The sequence below is a fragment of the Microbaculum marinum genome (assembly GCF_037855135.1).
Lineage (GTDB): Bacteria > Pseudomonadota > Alphaproteobacteria > Rhizobiales > Tepidamorphaceae > Microbaculum > Microbaculum marinum.
The window spans coordinates 197255-219957 of sequence record NZ_JAZHOF010000002.1 but is presented as its reverse complement, the minus strand read 5'-3'; the positions used below and the strand labels follow the sequence as shown (position 1 = coordinate 219957).

23 protein-coding genes are annotated in these 22703 nt (G+C 65.2%); 15 read left to right on the top strand and 8 right to left on the bottom strand.

Annotated features, from left to right (window positions below):
• Positions 1 to 13: 13 nt before the first annotated feature.
• The 5 genes from V3328_RS04540 to V3328_RS04520 all read right to left on the bottom strand — a co-directional run bounded on the left by V3328_RS04540 (position 14) and on the right by V3328_RS04520 (position 4649).
• Positions 14 to 1669, bottom strand: a complete 1656-nt coding sequence (locus V3328_RS04540) for an acetolactate synthase large subunit (RefSeq protein ID WP_340328474.1) — start codon at positions 1667 to 1669, stop codon at positions 14 to 16.
• A gap of 121 nt (positions 1670 to 1790) precedes the next feature.
• Positions 1791 to 2483, bottom strand: coding sequence for an NAD(P)H-binding protein (locus V3328_RS04535; RefSeq protein ID WP_340328473.1), 693 nt, complete (start codon positions 2481 to 2483; stop codon positions 1791 to 1793).
• 221 nt (positions 2484 to 2704) lie between these two features.
• Entirely contained in the window at positions 2705 to 2998 is a 294-nt protein-coding gene (locus V3328_RS04530; RefSeq protein ID WP_340328472.1) for a DUF1330 domain-containing protein, read from the bottom strand.
• Positions 2995 to 3681, bottom strand: coding sequence for a type 1 glutamine amidotransferase domain-containing protein (locus V3328_RS04525; RefSeq protein WP_340328471.1), 687 nt, complete (start codon positions 3679 to 3681; stop codon positions 2995 to 2997). The genes V3328_RS04530 and V3328_RS04525 overlap by 4 nt, the downstream gene beginning before the upstream one ends.
• A 131-nt stretch (positions 3682 to 3812) precedes the next feature.
• A complete protein-coding gene (locus V3328_RS04520; RefSeq protein ID WP_340328470.1) occupies positions 3813 to 4649 on the bottom strand; it encodes an alpha/beta fold hydrolase in 837 nt (278 codons plus the stop codon).
• Between the two features lie 101 nt (positions 4650 to 4750).
• On the opposite strand from V3328_RS04520, the gene V3328_RS04515 reads away from it, so the two are divergent.
• Positions 4751 to 5074, top strand: a complete 324-nt coding sequence (locus tag V3328_RS04515) for a hypothetical protein (protein ID WP_340328469.1) — start codon at positions 4751 to 4753, stop codon at positions 5072 to 5074.
• Between the two features lie 46 nt (positions 5075 to 5120).
• Here the strand turns inward: V3328_RS04515 and V3328_RS04510 are convergent, their stop codons facing one another.
• Both V3328_RS04510 and V3328_RS04505 read right to left on the bottom strand, forming a co-directional pair.
• Entirely contained in the window at positions 5121 to 6083 is a 963-nt protein-coding gene (locus tag V3328_RS04510; protein WP_340328468.1) for a pirin family protein, read from the bottom strand.
• Positions 6080 to 6349 carry a hypothetical protein gene (locus tag V3328_RS04505; RefSeq protein WP_340328467.1) on the bottom strand — a complete coding sequence of 90 codons (270 nt, stop codon included), beginning with the start codon at positions 6347 to 6349 and terminating at the stop codon, positions 6080 to 6082. Before V3328_RS04505 ends, V3328_RS04510 begins: the two co-directional genes overlap by 4 nt.
• Positions 6350 to 6379: 30 nt before the next feature.
• On the opposite strand from V3328_RS04505, the gene V3328_RS04500 reads away from it, so the two are divergent.
• The 10 genes from V3328_RS04500 (at position 6380) to V3328_RS04455 (ending at position 18009) form a co-directional block, all read left to right on the top strand.
• Positions 6380 to 8254: an ATP-binding protein gene (locus tag V3328_RS04500; RefSeq protein WP_340328466.1), complete on the top strand. Its 1875-nt coding sequence runs from the start codon at positions 6380 to 6382 to the stop codon at positions 8252 to 8254.
• The gene (locus tag V3328_RS04495) at positions 8247 to 8873 is read left to right on the top strand and encodes a response regulator transcription factor (protein WP_340328465.1); all 627 of its coding nucleotides are present in this window, start codon (positions 8247 to 8249) and stop codon (positions 8871 to 8873) included. The genes V3328_RS04500 and V3328_RS04495 overlap by 8 nt, the downstream gene beginning before the upstream one ends.
• Before the next feature lie 99 nt (positions 8874 to 8972).
• The gene (locus V3328_RS04490) at positions 8973 to 9371 is read left to right on the top strand and encodes a response regulator (RefSeq protein WP_340328464.1); all 399 of its coding nucleotides are present in this window, start codon (positions 8973 to 8975) and stop codon (positions 9369 to 9371) included.
• Between the two features lie 113 nt (positions 9372 to 9484).
• Positions 9485 to 10759, top strand: coding sequence for a DUF5996 family protein (locus tag V3328_RS04485; RefSeq protein ID WP_340328463.1), 1275 nt, complete (start codon positions 9485 to 9487; stop codon positions 10757 to 10759).
• Positions 10760 to 10982: 223 nt separating this feature from the next.
• Positions 10983 to 12782 (top strand): monovalent cation:proton antiporter-2 (CPA2) family protein, encoded by a 1800-nt coding sequence (locus tag V3328_RS04480; RefSeq protein WP_340328462.1) that lies wholly within the window; start codon positions 10983 to 10985, stop codon positions 12780 to 12782.
• Between the two features lie 246 nt (positions 12783 to 13028).
• The gene (locus V3328_RS04475; protein WP_340328461.1) at positions 13029 to 13766 is read left to right on the top strand and encodes a gluconate 2-dehydrogenase subunit 3 family protein; all 738 of its coding nucleotides are present in this window, start codon (positions 13029 to 13031) and stop codon (positions 13764 to 13766) included.
• A gap of 23 nt (positions 13767 to 13789) precedes the next feature.
• Positions 13790 to 15550: a GMC family oxidoreductase gene (locus V3328_RS04470; RefSeq protein WP_340328460.1), complete on the top strand. Its 1761-nt coding sequence runs from the start codon at positions 13790 to 13792 to the stop codon at positions 15548 to 15550.
• Entirely contained in the window at positions 15547 to 16797 is a 1251-nt protein-coding gene (locus tag V3328_RS04465) for a c-type cytochrome (RefSeq protein ID WP_340328459.1), read from the top strand. Before V3328_RS04470 ends, V3328_RS04465 begins: the two co-directional genes overlap by 4 nt.
• Positions 16798 to 16807: 10 nt before the next feature.
• A complete protein-coding gene (locus V3328_RS04460) occupies positions 16808 to 17272 on the top strand; it encodes a hypothetical protein (RefSeq protein WP_340328458.1) in 465 nt (154 codons plus the stop codon).
• A 224-nt stretch (positions 17273 to 17496) separates the two neighbouring features.
• Complete coding sequence (locus V3328_RS04455) at positions 17497 to 18009, top strand: CopD family protein (protein WP_340328457.1); 513 nt, start codon at positions 17497 to 17499, stop codon at positions 18007 to 18009.
• On the opposite strand, the gene V3328_RS04450 is transcribed toward V3328_RS04455, so the two are convergent.
• Positions 17979 to 18494: a DUF2231 domain-containing protein gene (locus V3328_RS04450; protein ID WP_340328456.1), complete on the bottom strand. Its 516-nt coding sequence runs from the start codon at positions 18492 to 18494 to the stop codon at positions 17979 to 17981. The two genes, V3328_RS04455 and V3328_RS04450, sit on opposite strands and share 31 nt — an antisense overlap.
• Positions 18495 to 18623: 129 nt before the next feature.
• On the opposite strand from V3328_RS04450, the gene V3328_RS04445 reads away from it, so the two are divergent.
• From V3328_RS04445 to V3328_RS04430, 4 genes are read left to right on the top strand one after another with little or no spacing between them, the layout of a single operon-like run.
• Positions 18624 to 19193 (top strand): cytochrome c oxidase subunit II, encoded by a 570-nt coding sequence (locus V3328_RS04445; protein WP_340328455.1) that lies wholly within the window; start codon positions 18624 to 18626, stop codon positions 19191 to 19193.
• Positions 19190 to 21673 (top strand): cytochrome c oxidase subunit I, encoded by a 2484-nt coding sequence (gene ctaD, locus V3328_RS04440; protein WP_340328454.1) that lies wholly within the window; start codon positions 19190 to 19192, stop codon positions 21671 to 21673. Before V3328_RS04445 ends, ctaD begins: the two co-directional genes overlap by 4 nt.
• Positions 21670 to 21990 carry a hypothetical protein gene (locus V3328_RS04435; protein WP_340328453.1) on the top strand — a complete coding sequence of 107 codons (321 nt, stop codon included), beginning with the start codon at positions 21670 to 21672 and terminating at the stop codon, positions 21988 to 21990. Before ctaD ends, V3328_RS04435 begins: the two co-directional genes overlap by 4 nt.
• Positions 21981 to 22610 (top strand): cytochrome c oxidase assembly protein, encoded by a 630-nt coding sequence (locus V3328_RS04430; protein WP_340328452.1) that lies wholly within the window; start codon positions 21981 to 21983, stop codon positions 22608 to 22610. The genes V3328_RS04435 and V3328_RS04430 overlap by 10 nt, the downstream gene beginning before the upstream one ends.
• Positions 22611 to 22703 lie beyond the last annotated feature (93 nt).

Sequence of the window (22703 nt, the reverse complement as noted above, 5' to 3'; positions counted from 1 at the left end):
CGAAGTCGCTCGTTCAGGCGCAGTCGACATCCGGCGTGCGGTTGTGCAGTTCGTCCACCAGCACGCGCGTGTTCTCGGAATAGTCGACCGGCACCTCGACCAGATGCACACCGCCACCTTCGAACGCGGTCTCGAGCGTCGGGACGAGATCCTCCGCCGCACCCACGCGCGAGCCCTGCGCTCCGTAGGCTTCGGCATAGCGCACGAAATCCGGGTTCTTGAACCTCATGCCGAAATCCGGGAACCCATCCACCGCCTGCTTCCAGCGGATCATGCCGTAGGCGCTGTCGTTCAGGACGAGCACGACGAGGTTCAATCCGAGCCGGACCGCCGTTTCCATCTCCTGCGAGTTCATCATGAACCCGCCATCGCCGCATACCGCCATGACACGGCGGTCCGTATGAAGTATCGCGGCCATCATCGCCGACGGCAGGCCCGCCCCCATCGTCGCGAGGGCATTGTCGAGGAGAAGCGTATTCGCGACGTGGGTGCGGTAGTTGCGCGCGAACCAGATCTTGTACATGCCGTTGTCGAGGCACACGATCCCGTCGTCCGGCATGACCGCACGAACGTCGTGCACGAGGCGCTGAGGCGTGACCGGGAAACGATCCTCGTCGGACCGGTCGTTTATTCGCGCGAGGATCCGGCCGCGCAGCTCGATCATCCCCTCATCCCCCGGCAGCCGACCGGCGAGGCGCGCGCCCAGGGCCTCGACGGAGCTCGCGATGTCGCCGATCACCTCAATGTCCGGGTGGTAAACCTGTTCGACCGTCGCGGACTGGTAGCCGACGTGGATGACCTTGGGCCCGCCCGCGCTCTTCATCAGGAAAGGCGGCTTCTCAACCGTGTCGTGACCAATGGCGATGACGAGATCCGAGCGCTCCACGGCCTCGTGCACATAGTCGCCCTCCGAGAGCGCGGCGGTGCCCATGTAGAGGTTGGAGCCGCCGTGAACGGCGCCCTTGCCCATCTGCGTGTTGAAGAAGGGAAGCCGGGCCCCCGTCACGAACGCCGAGAGCGGCTCGACCAGCGACGGCCGGTTCCCCGCAGCGCCGATCATAACGAGCGGCCGCCTGGCTGCGAGAATGTGTTCGGCCGCCCGGTCGAGCGCGGCGGGGGAGGCGACGGGACGTTCGAGTGGATGGACAGGAATGAGGGAGGCATGCTCCACCTCGGCGGCCGCGACGTCCTCGGGCAGTTCGAGATGCACCGGCCCCGGCCGCTCCTCAATCGCGGCGCGGAAAGCCTCCCTGACCACCGACGGGATGGCCGCGGGGCTGACGATCTGGCGGGTCATCTTGGTCAGGGGCTTCATCGAGGCCACGATGTCGACGATCTGGAACCGGGCCTGCTTCGCGCTCATCACCGGCTTCTGGCCCGTGACGAGGATCATCGGCATCGCGCCCAGATGCGCAAAAGCGGCCCCGGTCGAGAAGTTCAGGGCGCCCGGGCCCAGCGTTGCGAGGCAGACGCCCGGCCGCCCCGTGAGACGACCGTAGGTTGCGGCCATGAAGGCGGCCGCCTGCTCGTGCCGCGTCAGGACGAGCTCGATCCCAGAGGTCCGCAGCGATTCCAGGACGTCGAGGTTTTCCTCGCCCGGAACGCCGAAAATGCGTTCCACCCCTTCATTCTCGAGCGCCGCGACAAACAGGTCCGACCCCTTGGTCATGTTCTCACCTCCTGTACATCAGTCGCTAAACGGTACTCGTTCGTGGGCGCGCTTTGTGGAAAAGCTGAAATCACCGGCGCTGCGGCAAGCGCAGTAAGAATCGAATGACCCGGATAGCTGCTCATTGTCCGCCGCTCCCGCCCGGTGCGATCGGCGTCAATGCTTGCCTTAGATCGTCGATCGCCTCTGCTATCGGCACGGTTCCACCAGTGACCTCGAGGATCAATCGACTGAGGTCAGGTGATCGCAGGAGCGCCACAATTGTCGAGGCGACGTCATCTCGGGTGATCTCGACATGGACTTTGGCGAGACCCAGATCGACGCGGCCCGTTCCAGGCTCAGTCGTGAGCGCCGACGGACGGACGATCAACCAGTCGAGACTTGTCTGGACCAGCTGGATCTCCGCTTTCTTCTTCTCGACCATGTAATGCTCGAAGGATGCGTCCATGCGCCGCTCGCGCCATGCCTCGGGAAAGACCGAGACGAGGACGAAGCGGCGAATACCAGCGCGTTCCGCCGCAGCGGCGACCTTGCCCGGCCCATCGCCATCTATGCGTGTTGTTGCAGCGTCGTTTTCCTTGCCACCGGCACCGGCGCTGAACACAATCGCGTCCGAACCCCGCATCGCGTCAGCCAGTTCATCGACCGACATGGCGACCAGATCGCCCAGGATGGTTCGAGTTCCGCCGGAGGCGAGAGCCTCCACCTGTTCCGGCCGCCTTACAAGGCCAGTGGGTTCGTCGCCGGCCGTGGCGAGCTGTTGTCCTACCCGGCGACCGACGCCACCTGCGATACCGATGATAAAGACCTTCATTCGGGCTCTCCTTCGTTGGTGGAGTTGACAGTCGCACGTCTTCCCGCGGCAGCCCGGCGGTGATCATGGGGTGAAGAAACAGAGTCATCGCCAGGATCGCCGCACTCACTGCGACGAGTAGCCATAGGGGTGCTTCAAAGCTGCCGTTTGCGTCGCGCATAGGACATGTCATCGACGGTCCCGTCGCGCCGACGGGATAGATCACCAGCCTGGATCGGCGGTCAGCCGTCCGTTCCCGCGACGAGGTGGACTTGGCCCGTGGTGCCCTGCAGGCGATGCGGAAGCGCCGCCCGGTATCGGGGGGCCCTGTACCCGGCTTTCGCCGCCTCCATCGTGGGGTAGCTCAAGATCGCGATGCCGTCGACCGGATGGCCCGCGAGCCCTTCGGGAGGGCAGTAGAAGGCGAGCGGTTCGAGCGGATGCGCGCCCCGTGCGGCGGGCGTGAGCGCACTGTAGCGATCAAGTGCCTCGGGGTCGGTGACGCTGGCTTGAACGAAGACGGCGAAGGTGGTCATGCAGCGGCCTCGAGTTCCTTGATCAGGCGCCCCGCGGCTTCGGCGGAGGAGCCCGGGTTCTGGCCCGTGATCAGCAGTCCGTCCTGCACGACGTAGGATCCCCAGTCGGGCCCTTTCGAATAGATGCTGCCCTTGGCCTTCAACTCGTCCTCGACCAGGTACGGCACCACCTCGGTCAACCCGACCGCGGCCTCTTCGCTGTTGGCAAAGCCTGTGACCTTCCTGCCTTTAACAAGTGGCTGGCCATCAGGCGTCGTAACGTGGCGCAAGACGCCGGGCGCGTGGCAGACCAGGGCAACCGGCTTGTTTGCCGCGAGGAAGCTTTCGATCAGTGCCCGTGAGTCCGGGCTCTCCGACAAATCCCACAGCGGACCGTGCCCACCGGGGTAGAACACCGTGTCAAAGTCCGCCTCGGACACGTCCGCGAGCTTGGCTGTGTTCGCAAGAAGTTCGTTGGCTTCTCTGTCAGTCTCGAACCGACGCGTCTGATCGGTCTGGAAGTCGGGCTCGTTGCTCTTGGGATCGAGAGGAGGCTGCCCGCCCTTCGGTGAGGCCAGTGTGATCTCGGCGCCTGCGTCCTTGAATGCGTAATAGGGAGCGGCCAACTCCTCCAGCCAGAAACCGGTCTTGCGGCCAGTGTCGCCAAGCTGGTCATGCGATGTAAGAACCATCAGAACTTTCATGTCTCATTTCCTTCGGCAGGGCTGCAATTCATGGTTCGGCTCCCCTCCCTTTCCCGAGGCAGATGACGGCTTACGACGGGCGGTCGCGAATCGCGCTGTGGATCGCGGCTACGCGCCACGCCCGTGGGCGCTCACCTGGTCACGAACTCCAGAAGGTCGGCGTTCAGGTCGTCGGCGTTCACCGTCAGCATGCCGTGCGAGAACCCGGGATAGGTCTTCAGCATCCCGTCTTGCAGCAGTTCGATCGCCTTCAGTGCCGAGGCGGCGATCGGAACCACCTGGTCGTCCTCGCCATGCAGGACCAGCGTCGGCACGGTAATCGCCTTGAGGTCCCCGGTCTGGTCGGTTTCCGAGAAGGCCTTGATGCCATCGTAGTGCGCCTTGGCGCTCCCCATCATGCCTTGCCGCCACCAGTTTTGAATCACGCCTTCATGTACTGTCGCACCCTCACGGTTAAAGCCGTAGAACGGGCCCGATGGGACGTCGCGAAAGAATTGCGCACGGTTGCCGGCCAGTGCGGTCCGAAAGTCGTCGAAGACCTCCAGCGGTGTGCCCTCGGGGTTGTCGTCGGTCTTTAGCATCAGCGGCGGAATGGCGGCGACGAGGATGGCCTTGGCCACCCGACCCGCAGGTTCGCCGTGCCGCGCCACGTACCGCGCCACTTCGCCGCCTCCGGTGGAATGGCCGATGTGAACCGCGTTCCGCAGATCCAGCGCCTCGGCGACGGCGAAAGCATCGGCCGCGTAATGGTCGATGTCGTGACCCTCGGCAACCTGCCCAGAGCGACCATGGCCACGCCTGTCATGTGCGATGACGCGATAGCCTTTCGACAGGAAGAAAAGCATCTGCGCATCCCAGTCGTCGGAACTGAGCGGCCAGCCATGGTGGAAAACGATGGGCTGAGCGTCCGGCCGACCCCAGTCCTTGTAGAAAATCTGTACGCCGTCGCCGGTTGTGACAAAGCCCATGCTGGTTTCTCCTTCTGGAAAGTCTCGGGTGGAAAGCCCCGCATGCACGGCCGCAGTGGAAAGGCGTAACTCGCGGCAAGCGCCGATGCGGAGACAATGGCGTGGTGGCGGTTGAACGGCAGGCCGGCGGCGAACTGGCAGCATTTGAATATTCGGGCGAGATAGGCGGGGAGTTCCATCGCACACCCAAGGCTGCACAATTATCAGGGATCTGGACGCGCCGAAGGCGGCCGGATTTCCGGAAAGGCCTCAAGGGAGCAGGTACCCCGCAACTGAGCGAAGCGCATGGTTTCCGTCCTGAGGTGACGGGTGCCCGGATGGTCGAGGCTGACGGTGTTCGCAGCCCGGCGCTGGCCCGACAGGTCGACGAAAGAGCCGTCATTTTCCTTCGGCGACCCAAAGATCGTGGCGAAGGATGCGATTGACAGGGTCATGTTCAGCGGCCCTTGCGTCAGCGTGCGACCAGCACCCTTAGGGATAATGGACCCCACCGGTTGCTCTCTGCGGGGCATCCTGGCGGTCGGGCAGCGGGATGAACTCGGCCTCGTCGCCGGGGACGGTGTCGAAGCGGCCCCGCGCCCATTCCTCCTTGGCAGCGGCGATCCGCTCCGGTCGGGAGGACACGAAGTTCCACCAGATGTACCGCGGCCCCTCCATTGGCGCGCCGCCGAAGAGCATGAATCGAGCTGCGGTCGAAGCTGTGACAACGAGCGCCTCGCCTGGCCGCAGCACCAGCAGCTGACCTGGCCCGAAGCTGTCCCCGGCCACCTCGATAGTCCCGGAGATCGTGTAGAGCGCGCGCTCCTCGTATTCCCGGTCGATCGGCAGTCGCGCACCGGCTGCAAGCTGCACGTCGGCGTAGAGTGTCTCCGACCCAGTCACGAGCGGCGAGGTGAGTCCGAAGGCGCTGCCCGCGATCAGCCGGGCACGGACGCTGTCCACTTCGAGCGTCGGCAAGGCCGCCTCATCGTGATGCAGGAAGGCCGGATCGTCTTCCTCCTGGTCGGAGGGAAGCGCCATCCAGGTCTGGATGCCGAAGAGCCGCTGACCGTTCCGTTTGCGCTCCTCCGCCGTTCGCTCGGAGTGCACAATGCCTCGACCCGCGCGCATCCAGTTCACCGCACCAGGCTGAATCGCCTGCTCGGTTCCGAGCGAGTCGCGGTGCAGGATCTCGCCCTCGAACAGGTAGGTCAGCGTCGCGAGGTTGATATGAGGGTGCGGTCTCACGTCGATGCCCTGGTCGGTCAGAAACTCGGCCGGCCCCATCTGGTCGAAGAAGATGAACGGCCCGACCATCTGGCGCTTCGTCGAGGGCAGTGCCCGGCGTACCGTCATCTCCCCGAGATCGACCGCACGCGGCACGATGAGGGTTTCGATCGCATCCGTAGTCGCTCGGTCGCCGAGGACGGGATCCGGGCTGGGACTCCAGCTCATGGCTTGATCCTTTCTTGTTCATCGGACCCGTTATCGTTCCAACGGGCCACCAGGTGGCGCACGAGTGGACGTTTGGCGCCGGCCGGAAGGCCCCAGACGACGACCTGATCAGCCTTGTCGGTATGGGTGAGCCGACTGGCCACGGCGATCGCGGCCTCATGAGGTACCGTGTCATAGGCACGGACGCGCGGCCTGACCGCCGAAACAAGTTCATCTGTCGCCGGCCCGTTCCGCCAGCGCTCAAGCAAGCGCCACTGTGACGTCATTACGTAAGCTCCCGCTTGGCCATGTACTGCATGGAGCAGTTCGTGGACTTCGAGCGAGAGGATGCATCAAGGTCCACGGGTCGTAGCAATCGTGCGCAAGTATCGGTCCGCTACGGCCATGGCATGATCGTTCCGACCGGGGAGCGTTGCAGGCTTCGGGCACCGTGCGATGTCATCTGCACTTCCTCGTTGCGCGGCGGAATGCGAGGCAGCAATATCTCCGCCGTTATGTCGCGCCTTGACGGGATCACGCCGAACCGGTCCGACCTCGTGCATGCCGGGGGAGCCGGAAACGAACGTTCAGCGACCACCGGCTTGCGCAGCGACGATCAGGATCTGCTGAACAGCTCTCCGCCCAGCACCACCCAGAAGAAGATTGCGCTGGCAATGGTCGTGGTCATGACAATCGTGGTCGTGGCCGCCACGCCCGCTGCGCGCTATGTTCTGAGCGGCACGGAAGCGCTGCTGCCCGGCTATGCTGCGGCCCGCCTACTTGTCGAGCTCATGACGGCGGCGTTGCTGATCGCCCACTTCGCAGCCCATCCCTCCCCAGCCATACTGACCCTTGCAAACGGATATCTCTTTTCCGCCTTGCTCGTCGTGCCGTGGGCCCTGACCTTCCCTGGCGTCCTGGAGGCATTCGGACTCGGTCCAACCGACCAGAGCACCGCGTACGTTGCCGCCATTCGCCGCATTGGCTTTCCCCTGTTCATCCTCGCATATCTCGCGAGACGCTCCGCGCCGCAGCTCCCCTCCGGCACTGCCGCGTCGCGGATACTCACAAGTGTGTTGGCAACAGCTGCCGCAGCAGCAGCGCTGTCCTGGGGTGTCATCATCAATGACGACCAGCTGCCTCCCTTGATGCTTAATGAGCGCCGCATCGCGGCCGCGTGGAACATCGTTCCCTCCGTGTCCATCGTACTCTACGTGATCGCGCTGTCGCTCCTCTGGCGGCGCCGGACGTGCTCGCTGGACCTCTGGCTGGCGATCGTGCTCGGGACGCTGCTGGCTGAGATAGTTCTCCTCTCCTACATCAGCGGCGGCATCCGATTGAGCGTCGGCTGGTGGACTGGCCGGGCATTCGGACTGCTCTCGGCCAGCATCGTCCTCGTCGCGCTGCTCGTCGAATCGATGTCGCTCTACTCGCGTCTCGCCCGCTCGGTCGCCGCGGAACGGCGAGTCCGGGAGAGCCGCTTGTCGGCGATGGAGGCGATGTCGGCGACGGTCGCGCATGAGGTCACGCAACCAGTGGCAAGCATGGTTACGAACGCCAACGCGGCGCTGCGTTGGCTCGACAAGCCGCGCCCCGAGATCGGCGAGGCCGAAGGCGCATTGCGGCGCATCGTCGATGACGGCCATCGAGCCGGAGAAGTCATAAGCAACATCCGGACACTGTTCAGGAAGGACGCGCGCGATCGAGGCCCGCTCGACATACGCCAGCTGATCGAGGACGTACTCTCCCGCAGTCGACGCGAGGCGGAGGCCGCGCGGGTTCTACTCCGCGCCGACGTGGCGCCGTGCGATGTAGTCGTGATCGGAAACCCCGTGCAGCTTTCGCAGGCCATCTCCAACCTCGTGGCGAACGCGATCGACGCGACTAGGTCCGTCGCTGAGAGAGAGGTTGTGGTGCGTTGCGACACGATAGTGCCCGAAGGGCTGACCGTTTCGGTGGAGGACACAGGCCCCGGCATTGCATCCGATCTCCGCAAGCGCATTTTCGAGCCGTTCTTCACCACCAGGCCGGACGGCATGGGCATGGGGCTCATGTTCAGTCGGGCCGTAGTCGAGTCCCATGGCGGGCGGCTCTGGGTCGATGACGTCGTGCCGCGCGGGGCGGCATTCCGCTTCACGCTCCCGGTACTCGGCGGGATCGAGAGCGAAGGGAGGGCAACACGCAATGGCTGAACCCGAGGCCGTGGTTTACGTCATCGATGACGACGCCTCGATGCGGGCGTCGATCGAGAGCTTGCTCCGCTCGGTAGGCCACACCGTCGTCACATTCGACTCGACGCAGTCCTTCCTGGAGTTCAGCCGCCCGGAGGGTCCGGCCTGCGTGGTGCTCGACGTCCGTATGCCGGGCGCGAGCGGCCTCGAGTTGCAGCGAGAGCTCGCCGCTGCAGGCAGCGCCATCCCGATCATATTCGTCACCGGCCATGGCGATATCGCCATGTCGGTCGCCGCAATGAAGGCCGGGGCGCTCGAATTTCTCACGAAGCCATTCCGCGATCAGGACCTGCTCGACGCGGTCCACCGCGGCCTCGAGGAGGATCGGCGTCGAAGCCGTCGCGACTTGCATCTCGACGCGCTGCGCGAGCGGTATGCCTTGCTGACATCGCGCGAGCGGCAGGTAATGCGGATGGCCGCCGCGGGCCTTCTCAACAAGCAGATCGCCGCGGAGTTGGCGCTGAGCGAAGTGACCGTCAAGGTGCACCGCGCCAACGCGATGCAGAAGATGCAGGCGCGATCGCTGCCGGATCTCGTCCGGATGTCCGACTCGCTCGGCGCTCACATACAAGAGTCCTAGGCCAACGATCCCCTCGCACAATTGCGTTGCCACCCCCCTCGTTCCGATGATCGTGGCCAAGGGTGGCCTTGCGGCATGCCCTGACGAGAGGACGAGAGATTGGCTGAGGTCCCGCTGGTTGCGATCGTGGACGACGATGCCTCGGCGCTCGCAGCCGGGGCCAGCCTCATCCGGGCGCTCGGATTTGCAGCTAGCGGCTTCACGACCGTAGCCGCCTTTCTCGCATCGGACGCGCTGACGCTGGCTGTCTGTGTCGTTGTCGATGTCCGAATGCCAGAAATGGGAGGATTCGAACTGCTTCGCAGGCTCGTCGCTCTGGAACGGCAGGTGCCGACCGTGCTGGCGACTGCGTTTCCGGACGCAGTGGAACGGTCTTGGGCGCTGACGATGGGGGCGATCGATTACCTTTCCAAGCCACTTCGCGCCGAGGATCTACTTCGCTGCGTGCGGCTGGCAGCAACCGTCCGAGGCGCTACCAGCGGAGGCGGCCCCGGATGACTCTCCGCACTGAATCTCGCGCCAGCCGTCCGAGCTGCATCCATTTCGACGGCAACGGACACGCTTTTCAAGTCCCGAGCAGTGGCCGTGCCGGTAGCAGGAAAGTGTAGGAAATGAGTAACGTTTGGCCCCGACTCGACTATCTTGAATGGCGCGAGACCTGTTCCGCCCTGCATCTGTATCTGCAGATCGTCGGAAAGTACCGGCTGGCCCACACACCGTGGCTAAACCATTCCTGGAACGCCACATTCTACGTCACGCCAACCGGCCTGACATCCTCACCGATACCTGACGGTGCGGGCATCGAGATCCGGTTCGATTTTCGGGAGCACATGGTTATCGGCACCTCCGGCAACGGCCGCGAGGCGAGATTCGCGCTGGCACCGTCCACAGTTGCGGCGTTCCGCGCCAACGTCGTGCGGATGATCGCCGATATCGGCGGCACGCCGACGTTCCACGACACGCCGAACGAAGTCCCCGACCCCATCCCGTTCAGCGAGGATCATCGGGACCGACCCTATGACCGGGATGCGGTGCAGCGATTTCACCGGGCACTGGTGGCGATTGACAGAGTATTGGGCAGGTTCCGCACCTCCTTTCTCGGCAAGTCCAGCCCCGTTCACCTGTTCTGGGGGTCTATGGATCTCGCGGTCACCCGTTTCTCGGGACGACGCGCGCCGCTCCACCCTGCCGGGATCCCTTCGCTGCCGGACGACGTGGCACAGGAAGCGTACGACCGGGAAGTGTCCTCGGCAGGTTTTTGGCCGGGCGGCAATGGCATCGACTACGCCGCCTTCTATGCCTACGCCTATCCGTCGCCCGGCGGATATAGGGGCGCGCCAGTCCGGCCCGAGGCGGCTTTCTGGCATGACGGCCTGTCGGAATTCATGCTGCCATACGATGCCGTGCAGACGTCCTCGGATCCCGACGAGGCGCTGATGGCTTTCCTGGTCTCCACATACGAGTCGGCAGCCAACCTCGGACACTGGGACCGCGCGTTGTTGGAATGTGCACAGGGCCGACCGCGCCGTGTGCGCCGCCCCAACCCGGAACGGGCGAATGCGGGGTCGGAGCAGGCTGAACCTTCCCCGACAGACCCACCGGTGAAACGGGAAGATGGGGCATCGAAGGGGCGCTACCGTTTGGTAATCGATGGCAACGAAGCCGAGATGACCTACAGCCGGGCCGGAAAGGGGCAGATCATCATCGATCACACCGAGGTTCCCGGCGTCTTGCGTGGCCGCAAGGTGGGAGAAAGGCTTGTACGACAGGCGGTCGAGGATGCGCGGCGGGACGGGGCGGTCATCATACCGCTCTGCCCGTTCGCGAAGTCACAGTTCGATCGCCATCCGGATTGGCAGGACGTGTTACGCCAGCCGAAGACCTGAACGCCGATGGGCCGACCCTCGCTCTGGACGGACCATTCGAGGCCCAAGGATAGGGCCCTGCGGTGCCGCCGGTCCTTGTGCCGCGCAGCATCACGATCGGCGAAATGCCGCCGGACCGACGGAGCTTCGCCCGCTGCCGAAGCGGTCCGGCGGCCGGCACCACAGTGGAGACGACGCTCGGCGCTGCCGGGCGTCGGCGTTGCGAATTCCAAGGGGCGAGTCGATGGCTGCAGAGGGGTTGGGGGCCGTCATTGGCCCGGCGGTCGTGCTGATGGGCGCAGCAGTGATTGCCGTGCCGCTGTTCCGGCGTCTGGGGTTGGGGTCGGTGCTGGGGTATTTCGCAGCCGGTACTCTGGTGGGTCCATCGGTACTCAGGTTGTTCACCGACCCTGAGGCGATCCTGCATTTCGCAGAGCTGGGCGTCGTGATGTTCCTGTTCATCATCGGGCTGGAACTGCGCCCGCAGAAGCTCTGGGCGTTACGTGGACAGATCTTCGGGCTGGGTCTGGCGCAGGTGAGCCTTGCGATTGTTTTGCTAACGCTGGCGGGCGTCGTGGTCTTCACGTTTCCCCCGATCACGGCGTTCATTGCCGGTGCCGGATTCGTGCTGTCCTCGACAGCCGTCATCATGTCCACCTTGCAGGAACGCGGGCAGATCGCCAGCCATGAAGGGCAGAAATCCGTCTCGATCCTGCTTTTCGAGGATTTGCTGATCGTGCCCTTGTTGGCGGTCGTGGCCTTCCTGTCGCCTGTCGGTCAGGGCGATGGTGGGTTGGCCGACGTGGCGCTGGCACTCGCCGGGCTGGTGGCGCTGCTTGTGGCCGGCCATTGGCTGCTTGATCCGTTCTTCGCCCTTTTGGCGCGGGCCCGTGCCCGCGAGGTGCTGAGCGCCGGGGCGCTCCTGGTCGTGCTGGGGGCCGCACTCCTAATGGAGGCGGTCGGCCTGTCCATGGCGATGGGCGCATTTCTTGCCGGCGTCCTGCTCTCAGGCTCCAGCTATCGCCATCAGATCGAAAGCGACATCGAGCCGTTCAAGGGCCTTCTGATGGGGCTGTTCTTCCTGGCCGTCGGCATGTCTCTGGACCTCGCCATCGTCGCCGCGGAATGGCCGCTGCTGCTCGCCATGCTGGTGGTCTACGTGCTGGTCAAAGCGGCGGCCATCTATGCCACGGCACGAGTGTTCGGCGCAGCCAATCTGCCCGCCTTGCGCCGATCCGCGATGTTTGCCCAGGGCGGCGAGTTTGCCTTTGTGCTCTTCACGGCGGCCCTGGCGAGCCAGGTCATCAATGCGCGGGAGAATGCGATCTTCTCGACTGTCGTGATCTTGTCCATGGCGATCACGCCGCTCATACTGATCGCCGCCGACAGGCTGCTGCGTGCCCCGGGGGCCGCGCTGGATGGGGTCGAGGAGGCGAACGGGCTGCGCGGACAGGTCCTGGTGATCGGCTTCGGTCGCTTCGGACAGATCGCCCTGCAGATACTGTTGGCGCGGCGTGCGCAGGTCTCGGTCATCGAGAATAACCCCGACCGTATCCGGGAGGCAGCGCGCTTCGGGTTCAAGGTCCATTACGGCGATGGCACGCGACTGGACATCCTGCGCGCTTCGGGCGCGGCGGAGGCGCAGGTAGTCCTGATCTGCGTCGACGATCGCCGTACGGTCAGCGCGATCGTCGAACTGATCCAGCACGAGTTTCCAAATGCGGCGGTGCTGGCACGCAGCTATGACCGGGGCCATTCAATGGAACTGATCCGCGCGGGTGTGGATTTCGAAATCCGAGAGACAGTGGAGTCGGCCCTGATGATGGGGGCCGAAGGGCTGCGCCGCCTCGGCTGGGACGAGGCCGCCGTGACCGAGGCGCTGAACGATATCCGCCGCCGCGACGCGCAGCGTCTGACTGAGCAGGTGCAGGGCGATATCATGGCCGGGCAGGACAAGATGCTGACAGCTCCAGTGCCCGAACCTCTGGCTCCCGCCCAACTCCTGCAAAAAGCAGATAACGAAAAAAACGATTCTTGGCCGTAGGTGGGCGTTCGGCTGTCCATGGGGGTCGACCCGGCATCCTTGTCGTCGCGTTGAAAGGTCCTGCCGGAGCTTGGGACGGTCTGTTCCGCCCGAATCCCTGCTGCGGCCCCCTATTTCGAGGTGCCAACGCGCGCCGATCTACGCTGTCTACACTCTGCAAACTCCCGGCGCCTTGTCGGTAATTTCTTGCCCGTCCTGGGAACCACCGTCCGAGTCTTCGGTTATCTCTCCGGAGGAGGGGATCGGATGTCCTTGCAAACACGGCGTCGCGTTCTGCAGTTCATGCTGCTCGGGAGCACGGCCTTCGCGGCCCCGCGCGGCCTGTTCGCTGCAGAATACGGGCGCGGCAAGGGGATGCCTTGGTCGCCTCTGAAGGGGGAGACTCCCTACTACGGAACGAACGACGACCGCTTCTTCAGTCCCGCGGAACGCGAGACCGTCGCCGCGATCTGCGCCCGCCTCATTCCCAGCGACAGCGACGGCCCGGGTGCCAGCGAGGCCGACGTCGTCACCTTCCTTGACCGGCAGATGGCCGGCTTCTACGGGCGCGGCCAGCACTGGTACATGCAGGGCCCCTTCGGCGAGGGAACCGCGACGCAGGGCTACCAGAGCGAACACCCGCCCGCGATGCTCTACAGGCTCGCGCTCGCCGAACTCGATTCATACTGCCGTACCGAGAATGGCTACCCGTTCGTCGACCTCCCGGCGGAGACGCAGGACGAGATCCTCACTGGCTTGGACGAGGAGACGATCGAGTTCAAGGGCGTCTCGGCGAAAGCCTTCTTCGACCTGATCCTGAAGAACGCCGTCGAGGGCTTCTTCGCGGATCCGATCTACGGCGGCAACCGCGACATGATCGCCTGGCGATACATAGGCTTTCCCGGCACCCGCTACGACTACCGCGATTTTGTCGGGCACGGCGGAGCGGCGGTGCGGCTCGAGCCGGTCAGCCTGATGGGCCGGCCGGGCTGGAACAGATCCTAGATGCGTCGCAGTCGAGGTATTCGATGACGAAGCAATTGCGTAGCGTCGACGTCGTTCTCGTCGGCTTCGGCTGGACGGGGGCGATCTACGCCGAGAAGCTGACGGCGGCAGGGCTCGAGGTCAGGGCGTTCGAGCGGGGGCCGTGGCGCGACACGCCGGGGGATTTCGCAACCACGTTCGCCCAGGACGAGTTGCGCTACTACTGGCGACACGGAATGTTCCAGGAAGCGTCCCAGGCGACGCTGACCTTCCGCAACAACGGCGCCCAGACCGCGCTGCCGATGCGGCACTGGGGATCGTTCCTGCCGGGCAACGGCGTCGGCGGCGCCGGCGTGCACTGGAATGGGCAGACATACCGTTTCCTGCCCTCGGATTTCGAGGCGCGCTCGCACAACGAGGACCGCTACGGCCCCCTCCCCGAGCACATGACCGTCCAGGACTACGGAGTTACCTACGAGGAGCTCGAGCCGCATTTCGACTATTTCGAGAAGATCTGCGGCATCTGCGGGCAGGCGGGCAACCTGAACGGCAGGACGGTGGACGGCGGCAATCCGTACGAGGGTCCGCGCAGCGACGACTACCCGAACCCGCCGATGCAGATGACATTCTCGCAGGACCGTTTCGCCGCCTCCGCGCGCGAACTGGGGCTGAATCCCTTCCCCGTCCCCTCCGCCAACATGTCGCGCGCCTACGTCAATCCGCTGGGACTTCAACTCGCGCCCTGCACCTATTGCGGCTTCTGCGAGAAGCACGGGTGCGGCAACTATTCCAAGTCGTCGCCGCAGACGACCATCATTCCGGTCCTGATGCAGCGGCCGAACTTCAGCCTCCTTACGAATTCGGAAGTTCTCAGGATCGAGAAATCCGCCGACGGTTCGCGCACCACCGGCGTCACCTACGTCGACACCAGCGGCGACACCTACTTCCAGCCGGCCGAAATGGTCGTCCTGTGCGCCTATCCGCTGGAGAACACGCGCCTGTTGCTGCTGTCGCAGATCGGCGAGCCCTACGATCCCCGGACCGGGGAGGGCGTGGTCGGCAAGAACTACTGCTATCAGGTCATGTCGTCGGCCACCGTCTTCTTTGAGGAGGAATTCACCAACGGCTTCATCGGCGCCGGCGCGCTCGGCATGGTCGCGGACGACTACAACGGCGACAATTTCGATCATTCAGGTCTCGGGTTCATCGGCGGCGGCTACATCGCCTGCCACACGACCAACGCCCGCCCGATCGAGAGCCATCCGGTTCCGGACGGTGTCCCCCGTTGGGGCAGCAAATGGAAGCGCGCCGTGCGCGAGAATTTCCTGAAGACGACCAGCGTCGGCGTGCACGGTGCGTCGATGGCCCACCGCAGCAATTATCTCGATCTCGATCCGACCTATACCGACGCCCACGGGCGCCCGCTGTTGCGCATGACCTATGACTTCACGCTCAACGACCGGCGGCTGACCCAGCACCTGACGCCCGTCGCCGAGCAGATCGCGCGCGGCATGGGCGGCCGCGAGGTGAAGGTCAACGACCGGCGCGGGTCGTACGACTCCGTCCCCTACCAGACGACGCACAATACCGGCGGCACGATCATGGGCGCCGATCCCGCGACCAGCGTGGTCAACCGCTACTGCCAGAGCTGGGACTGTCCGAACCTGTTCGTGGCGGGCGCCGGTCTGTTCCCCCAGAACGCCGGCTACAACCCCACCGGCACGGTCGGAGCGCTCGCCTACTGGTCGGTCGACGCCATCATCAACCAGTATCTCCGCCAAACCGGCCCGCTGGTGCAGACATGAGGCCGGCGCGCGGGACGTTCCTGATCGTTCTTGCAGCCGCCGGAATGGCGGGACTGGCACTCGGCACAGGTGCGCCCCAGGCGCAGGAGCTGTCATATTCGCAGGTGGAACGGGGCCGCTATCTGACGATCGCCGGCGACTGCAAGGCCTGCCACACCGACATCGAATCGGATGGCGTGCCGTTTGCGGGCGGGCGGGGCCTGCAAACCCCCTTCGGCACGATCTATTCGTCCAATCTGACCCCCGACATGGAGACGGGTCTCGGTCGCTGGACGCGCGAGGAGTTCTACGACGCGCTCAACGAGGGCGTCGACCGGGAGGGGCACCATCTCTATCCGGCGATGCCGTACCCCTATTTCACGTTGATGACGCGGGAGGATACGGATGCCATCTTCGCCTACCTGCGCACGCTGGAGCCGATCGCGTCGGACGTGCCGGAGAACGATCTCCCCTTCCCGCTAAGCCTCCGGCAATCTGTCTGGGGCTGGAAGCTCCTCTTCTTCGAGGACAAGGAGTTTGCGAGGGACCCCGAGATGTCGGAGGAATGGAACCGGGGACGCTATCTCGTCGATGGACCGCTCCACTGCGGCGGCTGCCACACGGGCAAGGGCGCGCTCGGCGCTGACGATGACGACGAGTACCTGCGCGGCGGCGTGCTGGAGCACTGGTTCGCGCCGAACATCCGCGGCGGCGAGAACGGCGGCATCGCCGACTGGGACCGCGACGACATCGTCGCGTTCCTGCGCGACGGGCGCGCCAGGCATACGGCGCCGATGCAGCGCATGGGCGAGGTGGTCGCGATGTCCACCCAGCATCTGAGCGAGAAGGATCTGCAAGCGGTCGCCATCTACCTCAAGACCCTCGACGACGGACCGCGGGAGGAACAGGACCTGGCCGAGGCGGATCGTCTGGAGATCGGCGAAGGGATCTATTTCGACAACTGCGCGGCCTGCCACGCGGCGGACCGCTCCGGCGTCCCCTATTTCTTCGCCCCGCTCACGACGTCGAACAAGGTGCTTGCCGAAGACCCGTCGACCGCTATCCGGATCATCCTCGGCGGTGCCCGCGCGCAACCGACGGAGGCGGTTCCCAGCGTGCTGGCAATGCCGCCCTTCGCCTGGAAGCTCACCGATGAGCAGATTGCCGACCTGCTGACCTACCTTCGCCAATCAGGCGCCAGGAAGGCCGCCCCCGTGTCGGCATCGGAGGTTGTCGACATGCGCGACTACCTCGCCGAAGAATATTGAGGGCCGGTTCATGTTGCGTCTTGTCCAGCTGTCCTTCGTCCTGCTGTTCGGTTCCGTGGGGATCAGCCTGGCTCAGCCCATCTATCTGGGCGAGCAGGAGTTCGATACCGGCGACCGCGACGCCATGGCAGCGCTCATCGAACGCTGCACAGAGCTTGCCGAGGAGGATTTGGCCGGGTCGTCGGCTCCCCCGACATCGCCTCCGATGCGCATGAGCGGGGAGGCGGAAGCGGGAGAAGCGCCTCCGGAGACGCGGCAGCCTGCGGAAGCACCAACCGATGACGTGGCGGTCGCCGATCGCGAGATGCTGAGCATCGACATCGAGGGTCTGGCGTCGGGAGACGGCAAACAGGAAGCAGCCGGCGAAGGCGCCGGTCCGGGCGCCCCCCATGCCGAAGGCTCCGACAGCGAAACGCAGCCGGATTTGGCAGACGTGACGGTGCAGGCCTGCCGGGAAGCGGGTGTCGTATACTGATCGAGCGAACGGTCCGCGGTGGGGTACGCACGCCGGTCGGCCAAGGGCGACACCTTTCGAAGTAGAAGACGACTGCGCCGGCCAGTATCCTGAGCCATGGCGCAGATTGGTGCTGTCGCATCACCGAATCGCGGACGGACGGCCGGGAAGGCCCCGACCCCGCTTCTGTGCGGCGAAGGGTGGTTTGGCAAGGGAGAGGACGCGCAGCCGATGGTGTCACCACGGTGCTAGACTGGCTGATCGCTACCATCCCCTTCTGGAAGGCGGTGCACCTGATCGCTCTCAGCATCTGGTGCAGCGGTCTGATCGTGCTTCCCATGATGCTGTCGCTGCACAAACCGGCGGTATCGCAGGATGACTTCCGCGTCATTCGTCACAGCACTCACCTCACATATACGTCCGTGGTGACTCCCGCCGCCGTGGTGGCCGTCATCGCCGGAACCTGGCTGATCTTCCTGCGGCAGACGTTCGTGCCATGGATGTTCGCGAAGCTCGTCTTCGTGGCTTTGCTCATGGTCTTGCATGCGTGGGTCGGCAACAGCATCGTGCGGATCGCGGAGGAGCCGGGGTCCCACACGCCGCCACGTCCCTATCTCGTCGGCACCGGCGTGATGGCGTGTGCGGTCGCCATCCTGCTGCTCGTCCTGGGGAAGCCCGATTTCGACTGGATCGACTTTCCCGACTGGCTGAAGACCCCTCGCGGCGGTCAGTTGCCTTTCGAAGTGCCCAGCCGGTAGTCGAAGACGAGCTTGCCGCCATGCCAGCCCGTGAACCCAACGACCAGCACGCAACACGCAGAAAGCAGAATTCCGTAGGGAAGCACCGCGCTCTCGTAGCCGTGCAGCCTGTAGCCCCAGTTGGCGCCGAGAAGGGAGATGAGCGTCACCGCGACGATGAAGTGCGTCCAGGGCGCCGCGCGGGCGCGAATGCCGGAGACCAGGAGCAGTTCGGCCGTCCCGGAGAAGCCGGCAAGCATGCCGAACAGGAAGCCTGCACCGACCGCCCACATGGCGGCGCGGGCCCAGAACGCATCGCCGGTCCACCAGTAGAGCAGGTCGGCCCCGAACGTGCAGAACGTCAGCGCCACCGGAAACGCGACGCTCATGGCGTGGACGGGATGCCCGAGTATGGCGATGCGCGATTCGGTATCGTCGAAGCCCGGACTGTCCGCGACCGGATCGATCAGTTTTTCGTTCGCACCCTTTATCGTCCGCTGCACCATGTCAGGCATCTCCTGAAGCCGTCCCTGCTGTTCACAACGGCCGCCGTCGTATCTGGTTGCGCACGGCCGCTTTCGACCCTTGATCCCGCAGGCCCCGCGGCGCGCTCGATTGCCACCCTTTGGTGGGTGATGTTGATTGCCGCCGTTGCCATCTTCGTGCTCGTGATGGTGCTTCTGGCGGCCGGTTGGCGTGCTGCGGCCGGGTCGACGGCGCCGACGGCAATGGCGGCGAAAGGAAGCGAACGCATATGGATCCTTGGCCTCGGCCTCGCCTTTCCCTCAACGGTGCTGCTGGCCCTGCTGTCCTACGGGCTGTGGATCGGCGAACGGCTGCTGCCGCGCGAGGGTGCTGATGTCACGCGGGTCGAGGCCCGGGCAAGCCAGTTGTCCTGGACCTTTTCGTATCGCGACGCCCCGGGACGGGCAACCGAGAACGTGCTGCACATACCCGCCGGCCGCCCGGTGGACGTCGCGATCACGAGTGCAGACGTGATCCACAGCTTCTGGGTGCCGCGCCTTGCCGGCAAGCTCGACGCCATACCCGGTCACGTCAACGTGCTGCGGCTGGAGGCGGATCGGCCGGGGACCTACGCCGGGCTGAGCGCGGAGTTCAGCGGACCGGGCTACGACAACCTCACCTTCACTGTCGTCGCCCACCCGCCCGAAGCATGGCAGGGCTTCCTGGAGGATAGCCGATGAACGCCCTGGCCCGGCACCGTCGCCTGACGGCCATCTGGTCGTCCAGACCCGGCTGGAAGGGCTGGTTCTCCACGGTGAACCACAGCGACGTGGGGCTCATGTTCCTGGCCACGGCGTTCTTCTACTTCCTCGTCGGCGGCATCCTGGCGATGCTGATCAGAGCTCAGCTGGCTACCCCGCACTCGGCCTTCGCCGGCCCCGAGATCTACAGCCAGTTCTTCACCATGCACGGAACGATCATGATGTTCCTGTTCGCGATCCCGGTGATCGAGGGCCTGGCGATCTATCTGCTGCCGAAGATGCTGGGCACCCGCGACCTGGCCTATCCCCGGCTCACCGCCTACGGGTACTGGTGCTACTTCTTCGGGGGCGGAATGCTGATCATCTCGCTGCTTTTCGGCATCGCGCCGGACGGCGGCTGGTTCATGTACCCGCCGCTCACCGGCAAGATCCACTCCCCGGGAATAAACACCGACTTCTGGCTGATCGGCATCACGTTCGTCGAGATCTCGGCGATATGCGCGGCGGTGGAATTCACGGTCTCGGTGCTGAAATACCGGGCCCCCGGCATGTCGCTCGACAGGATGCCGATCTTCGCCTGGTACATCCTGGTCACCGCGCTGATGATCCTGTGCGGCTTTCCGCCCCTGATCCTGGGATCGATCCTGCTCGAGCTGGAACGCGCCTTCGGGATGCCCTTCTTCCAGGTCGGGCTTGGCGGCGACAGCCTTCTTTGGCAGCACCTCTTCTGGCTGTTCGGCCATCCCGAGGTCTACATCATCTTCCTGCCGGCCGCCGGCGCGATCTCGACGATCCTTCCGGTGATGGCCTCGACGACGCTGCTCGGATACCGCTGGGTGGTTGCCGCCGCCGTCGCGCTGGCGATCCTGAGCTTCGGGCTCTGGGTGCACCACATGTTCACCACCGGCATCCCGCACATGGGGCTCGCGTTCTTCTCCGCGGCCTCGACGCTGGTCGCGATTCCAACGGCGGTGCAGGTCTTCGCCTGGATCGGGACGCTGTGGAAAGGATCGCCCCGGCTGCGCTTGCCGATGCTGCACATTCTCGGCTTCTTCTTCACATTCGTCATCGGCGGCCTCACGGGCGTCATGGTCGCCGTGGTGCCTTTCGACTGGCAGGTGCACGACACCGCCTTCGTCACCGCCCATCTGCACTACGTGCTGTTCGGCGGATTCGTCTTTCCGATACTGGCCGCCGTGTACTACTGGCTGCCGCTGGTCACCGGCAGAAAGCGGTACTTCCGCCTCGGAGAAGTGGCGTTCGCGCTGATCTTCCTCGGGTTCCAGATAACCTTTCTGCCGATGCACTGGGTCGGGCTCATGGGTCAGCGGCGGCGCATTTCGACCTACGGGGCGGAAGACGGCTGGACGGCGATCAACCTGATCTCGTCCGTCGGTGGCTTCGTGCTCGCCTTCGGCCTTGCCATGGTGCTTCTGGAAGTGATGCTGAACGTCATCGTGCGTCACCGGTCCGAGCGCAACCCCTGGCTGGCGGGCACCCTGGAATGGGCCACGCTTATGCCGGCCCCGGCGTACAATTTCGCCAGCCTGCCGCACGTGGACTCCCGTGATCCGCTTTGGGACGATCCGGACCTTCCGGTACGGCTCGCGCGCGGTGAGGGATATCTCGGCGACCCCGTAGGCGATCGGCGGGAAACGATCGTCGTGGATGTGGCGACGGGGGCGCCTGAGCAGCACGTGATCTACCCCGCCAACACCTTTCTGCCGATCGTCATGGCGGCCACGACAGGCGGCTTCTTCCTCTCGGTCCTCGTCAAGCTCTACTGGGTGGCGCCGGTCGCCGTCCTCGGCGTCGCAGTACTTGCGTGCATCTGGGTCTGGCGGCTGGGGTCGCGGGAGGACCCGGGCGACCAGTCGATCGGTCGTGGCATACAGGTACCCAACATCACCGCCGTCGACCGACCGCCGGGCTGGTGGGGCTCGGCATTCCTGCTCGTCGCGAACGCCATCTTCTTCGGCTCGCTGCTCTTCGGATACGCCTTTCTGTGGACCGTCGCCCCGGACTGGCCGCCGCCGGCTTTCGTCGCACCGTCGATCTTCGTACTGACAGCCGCACCGGTCGGGGCAGTGATTGCCATCGTCGCATGCGCCCTGGCGGTCAGGAACAACCGGGCCGGCAAGCAGCCGGTTGTCGGCCTGCTGCTCGCGCTCGGCGGAACCCTCGGCGTCGCCGCGGCATTCGGCGTGTTCCTGATCCACGCGCCTTCCCCCACCGCCCATGCCTACGGCGCCACGCTGTGGGTATTCGGGGTATATGTGGTTCTGCACGCCCTGCTGGCGGCGCTGATGCTGGTCTTCCTCCTGTGCCGCCACAGAGCCGGCTATATCTCGGCTGTCCGGCGCGCGGAACTGGCGATCGCGCCCATCTGGATCGGCTATCTCGGCGTCGTGACGCTGCTCGTCACCGTCGCGGCCTATCTGCCCGGTCTGGTGACATGACGGACCTGCTGCGCATCCTCATCTCGCCCGTCGTTTGGCTGGCTGCCTTCAGCGCCGTCTACGGCCTGCACGGGGTGCTGTGCGAGATCAGTATCGACGGAACCGGGTACAGCAGGGCGTGGGCAAGGCCGATGCTTGTCGGTGCGTTCGCTCTCGCGCTGCTTGTTCAGATGGGCCTGCTGGCCCTGCTCTACTCCACGTCGTTCCAGGCGCGGCCGGGTTTCGCGCGAACGGTCAGCCGCACCAGCGGGTGGGTGGGACTGGTCGCGACGATCTGGACATTGTTTCCCACCCTGGCGGTCACGGCATGCGGGTGACCGGGGGCTGGCCGCTGGCAGTCGGCCTGCTGCTGCTCGGCTGGCTGTGGCTCGGTCCGCTCCCGGACATGGCCCGCAGGGCTTTCTCGCCGCACATGATCCTTCACCTGGGCGTCGCGGTGACCGCTGCGCCGCTGATCGTCATTGGCCTGCTGCGGCTTTCTCCCGGACGGGGGACGCTGCGGTACCCCGTACTCGTCGCCGTCGCAGCATCCGCATTGGAGTTCGCCGTGGTCTGGGGCTGGCACGCACCCGCGATGCACGAAATGGCCGCGCGCTCCCATTCGCGCTTCGCGCTTCAGCAGCTCAGCTTCCTGGTGGCCGGCATCGCGCTCTGGTGGGCCTGTCTCGCCGGCCGCACCAGGGAGGAGCTTGCCATCGGCGGCGTCGCCACACTGTTTGCGTCGATGCACATGGCGATGCTCGGGATCCTTCTGATCCTTGCGCCGCAGCTCATCTACGCGCCGCAGTTCTGCCTGGGAGCCTTCGGCCTGCGTCCCCTGGCCGATCAGCAGCTCGGCGGCGGACTGATGGCGTTGTTCGGGACCCTGCCATTCGTCGCGGCCGGCGCCTGGATTGCCTCGCGCTTGGCACGACAGGAACCGGCCGGACGCCGATGACCGGGCAGCGCGGCCGCACCGCCCTGCGGTTGCTGCGGGACCGCTGCGGTCGGGTGTGGGGGGGGGGGGGGGGGAGGGGGGGGGGGGGGGGGG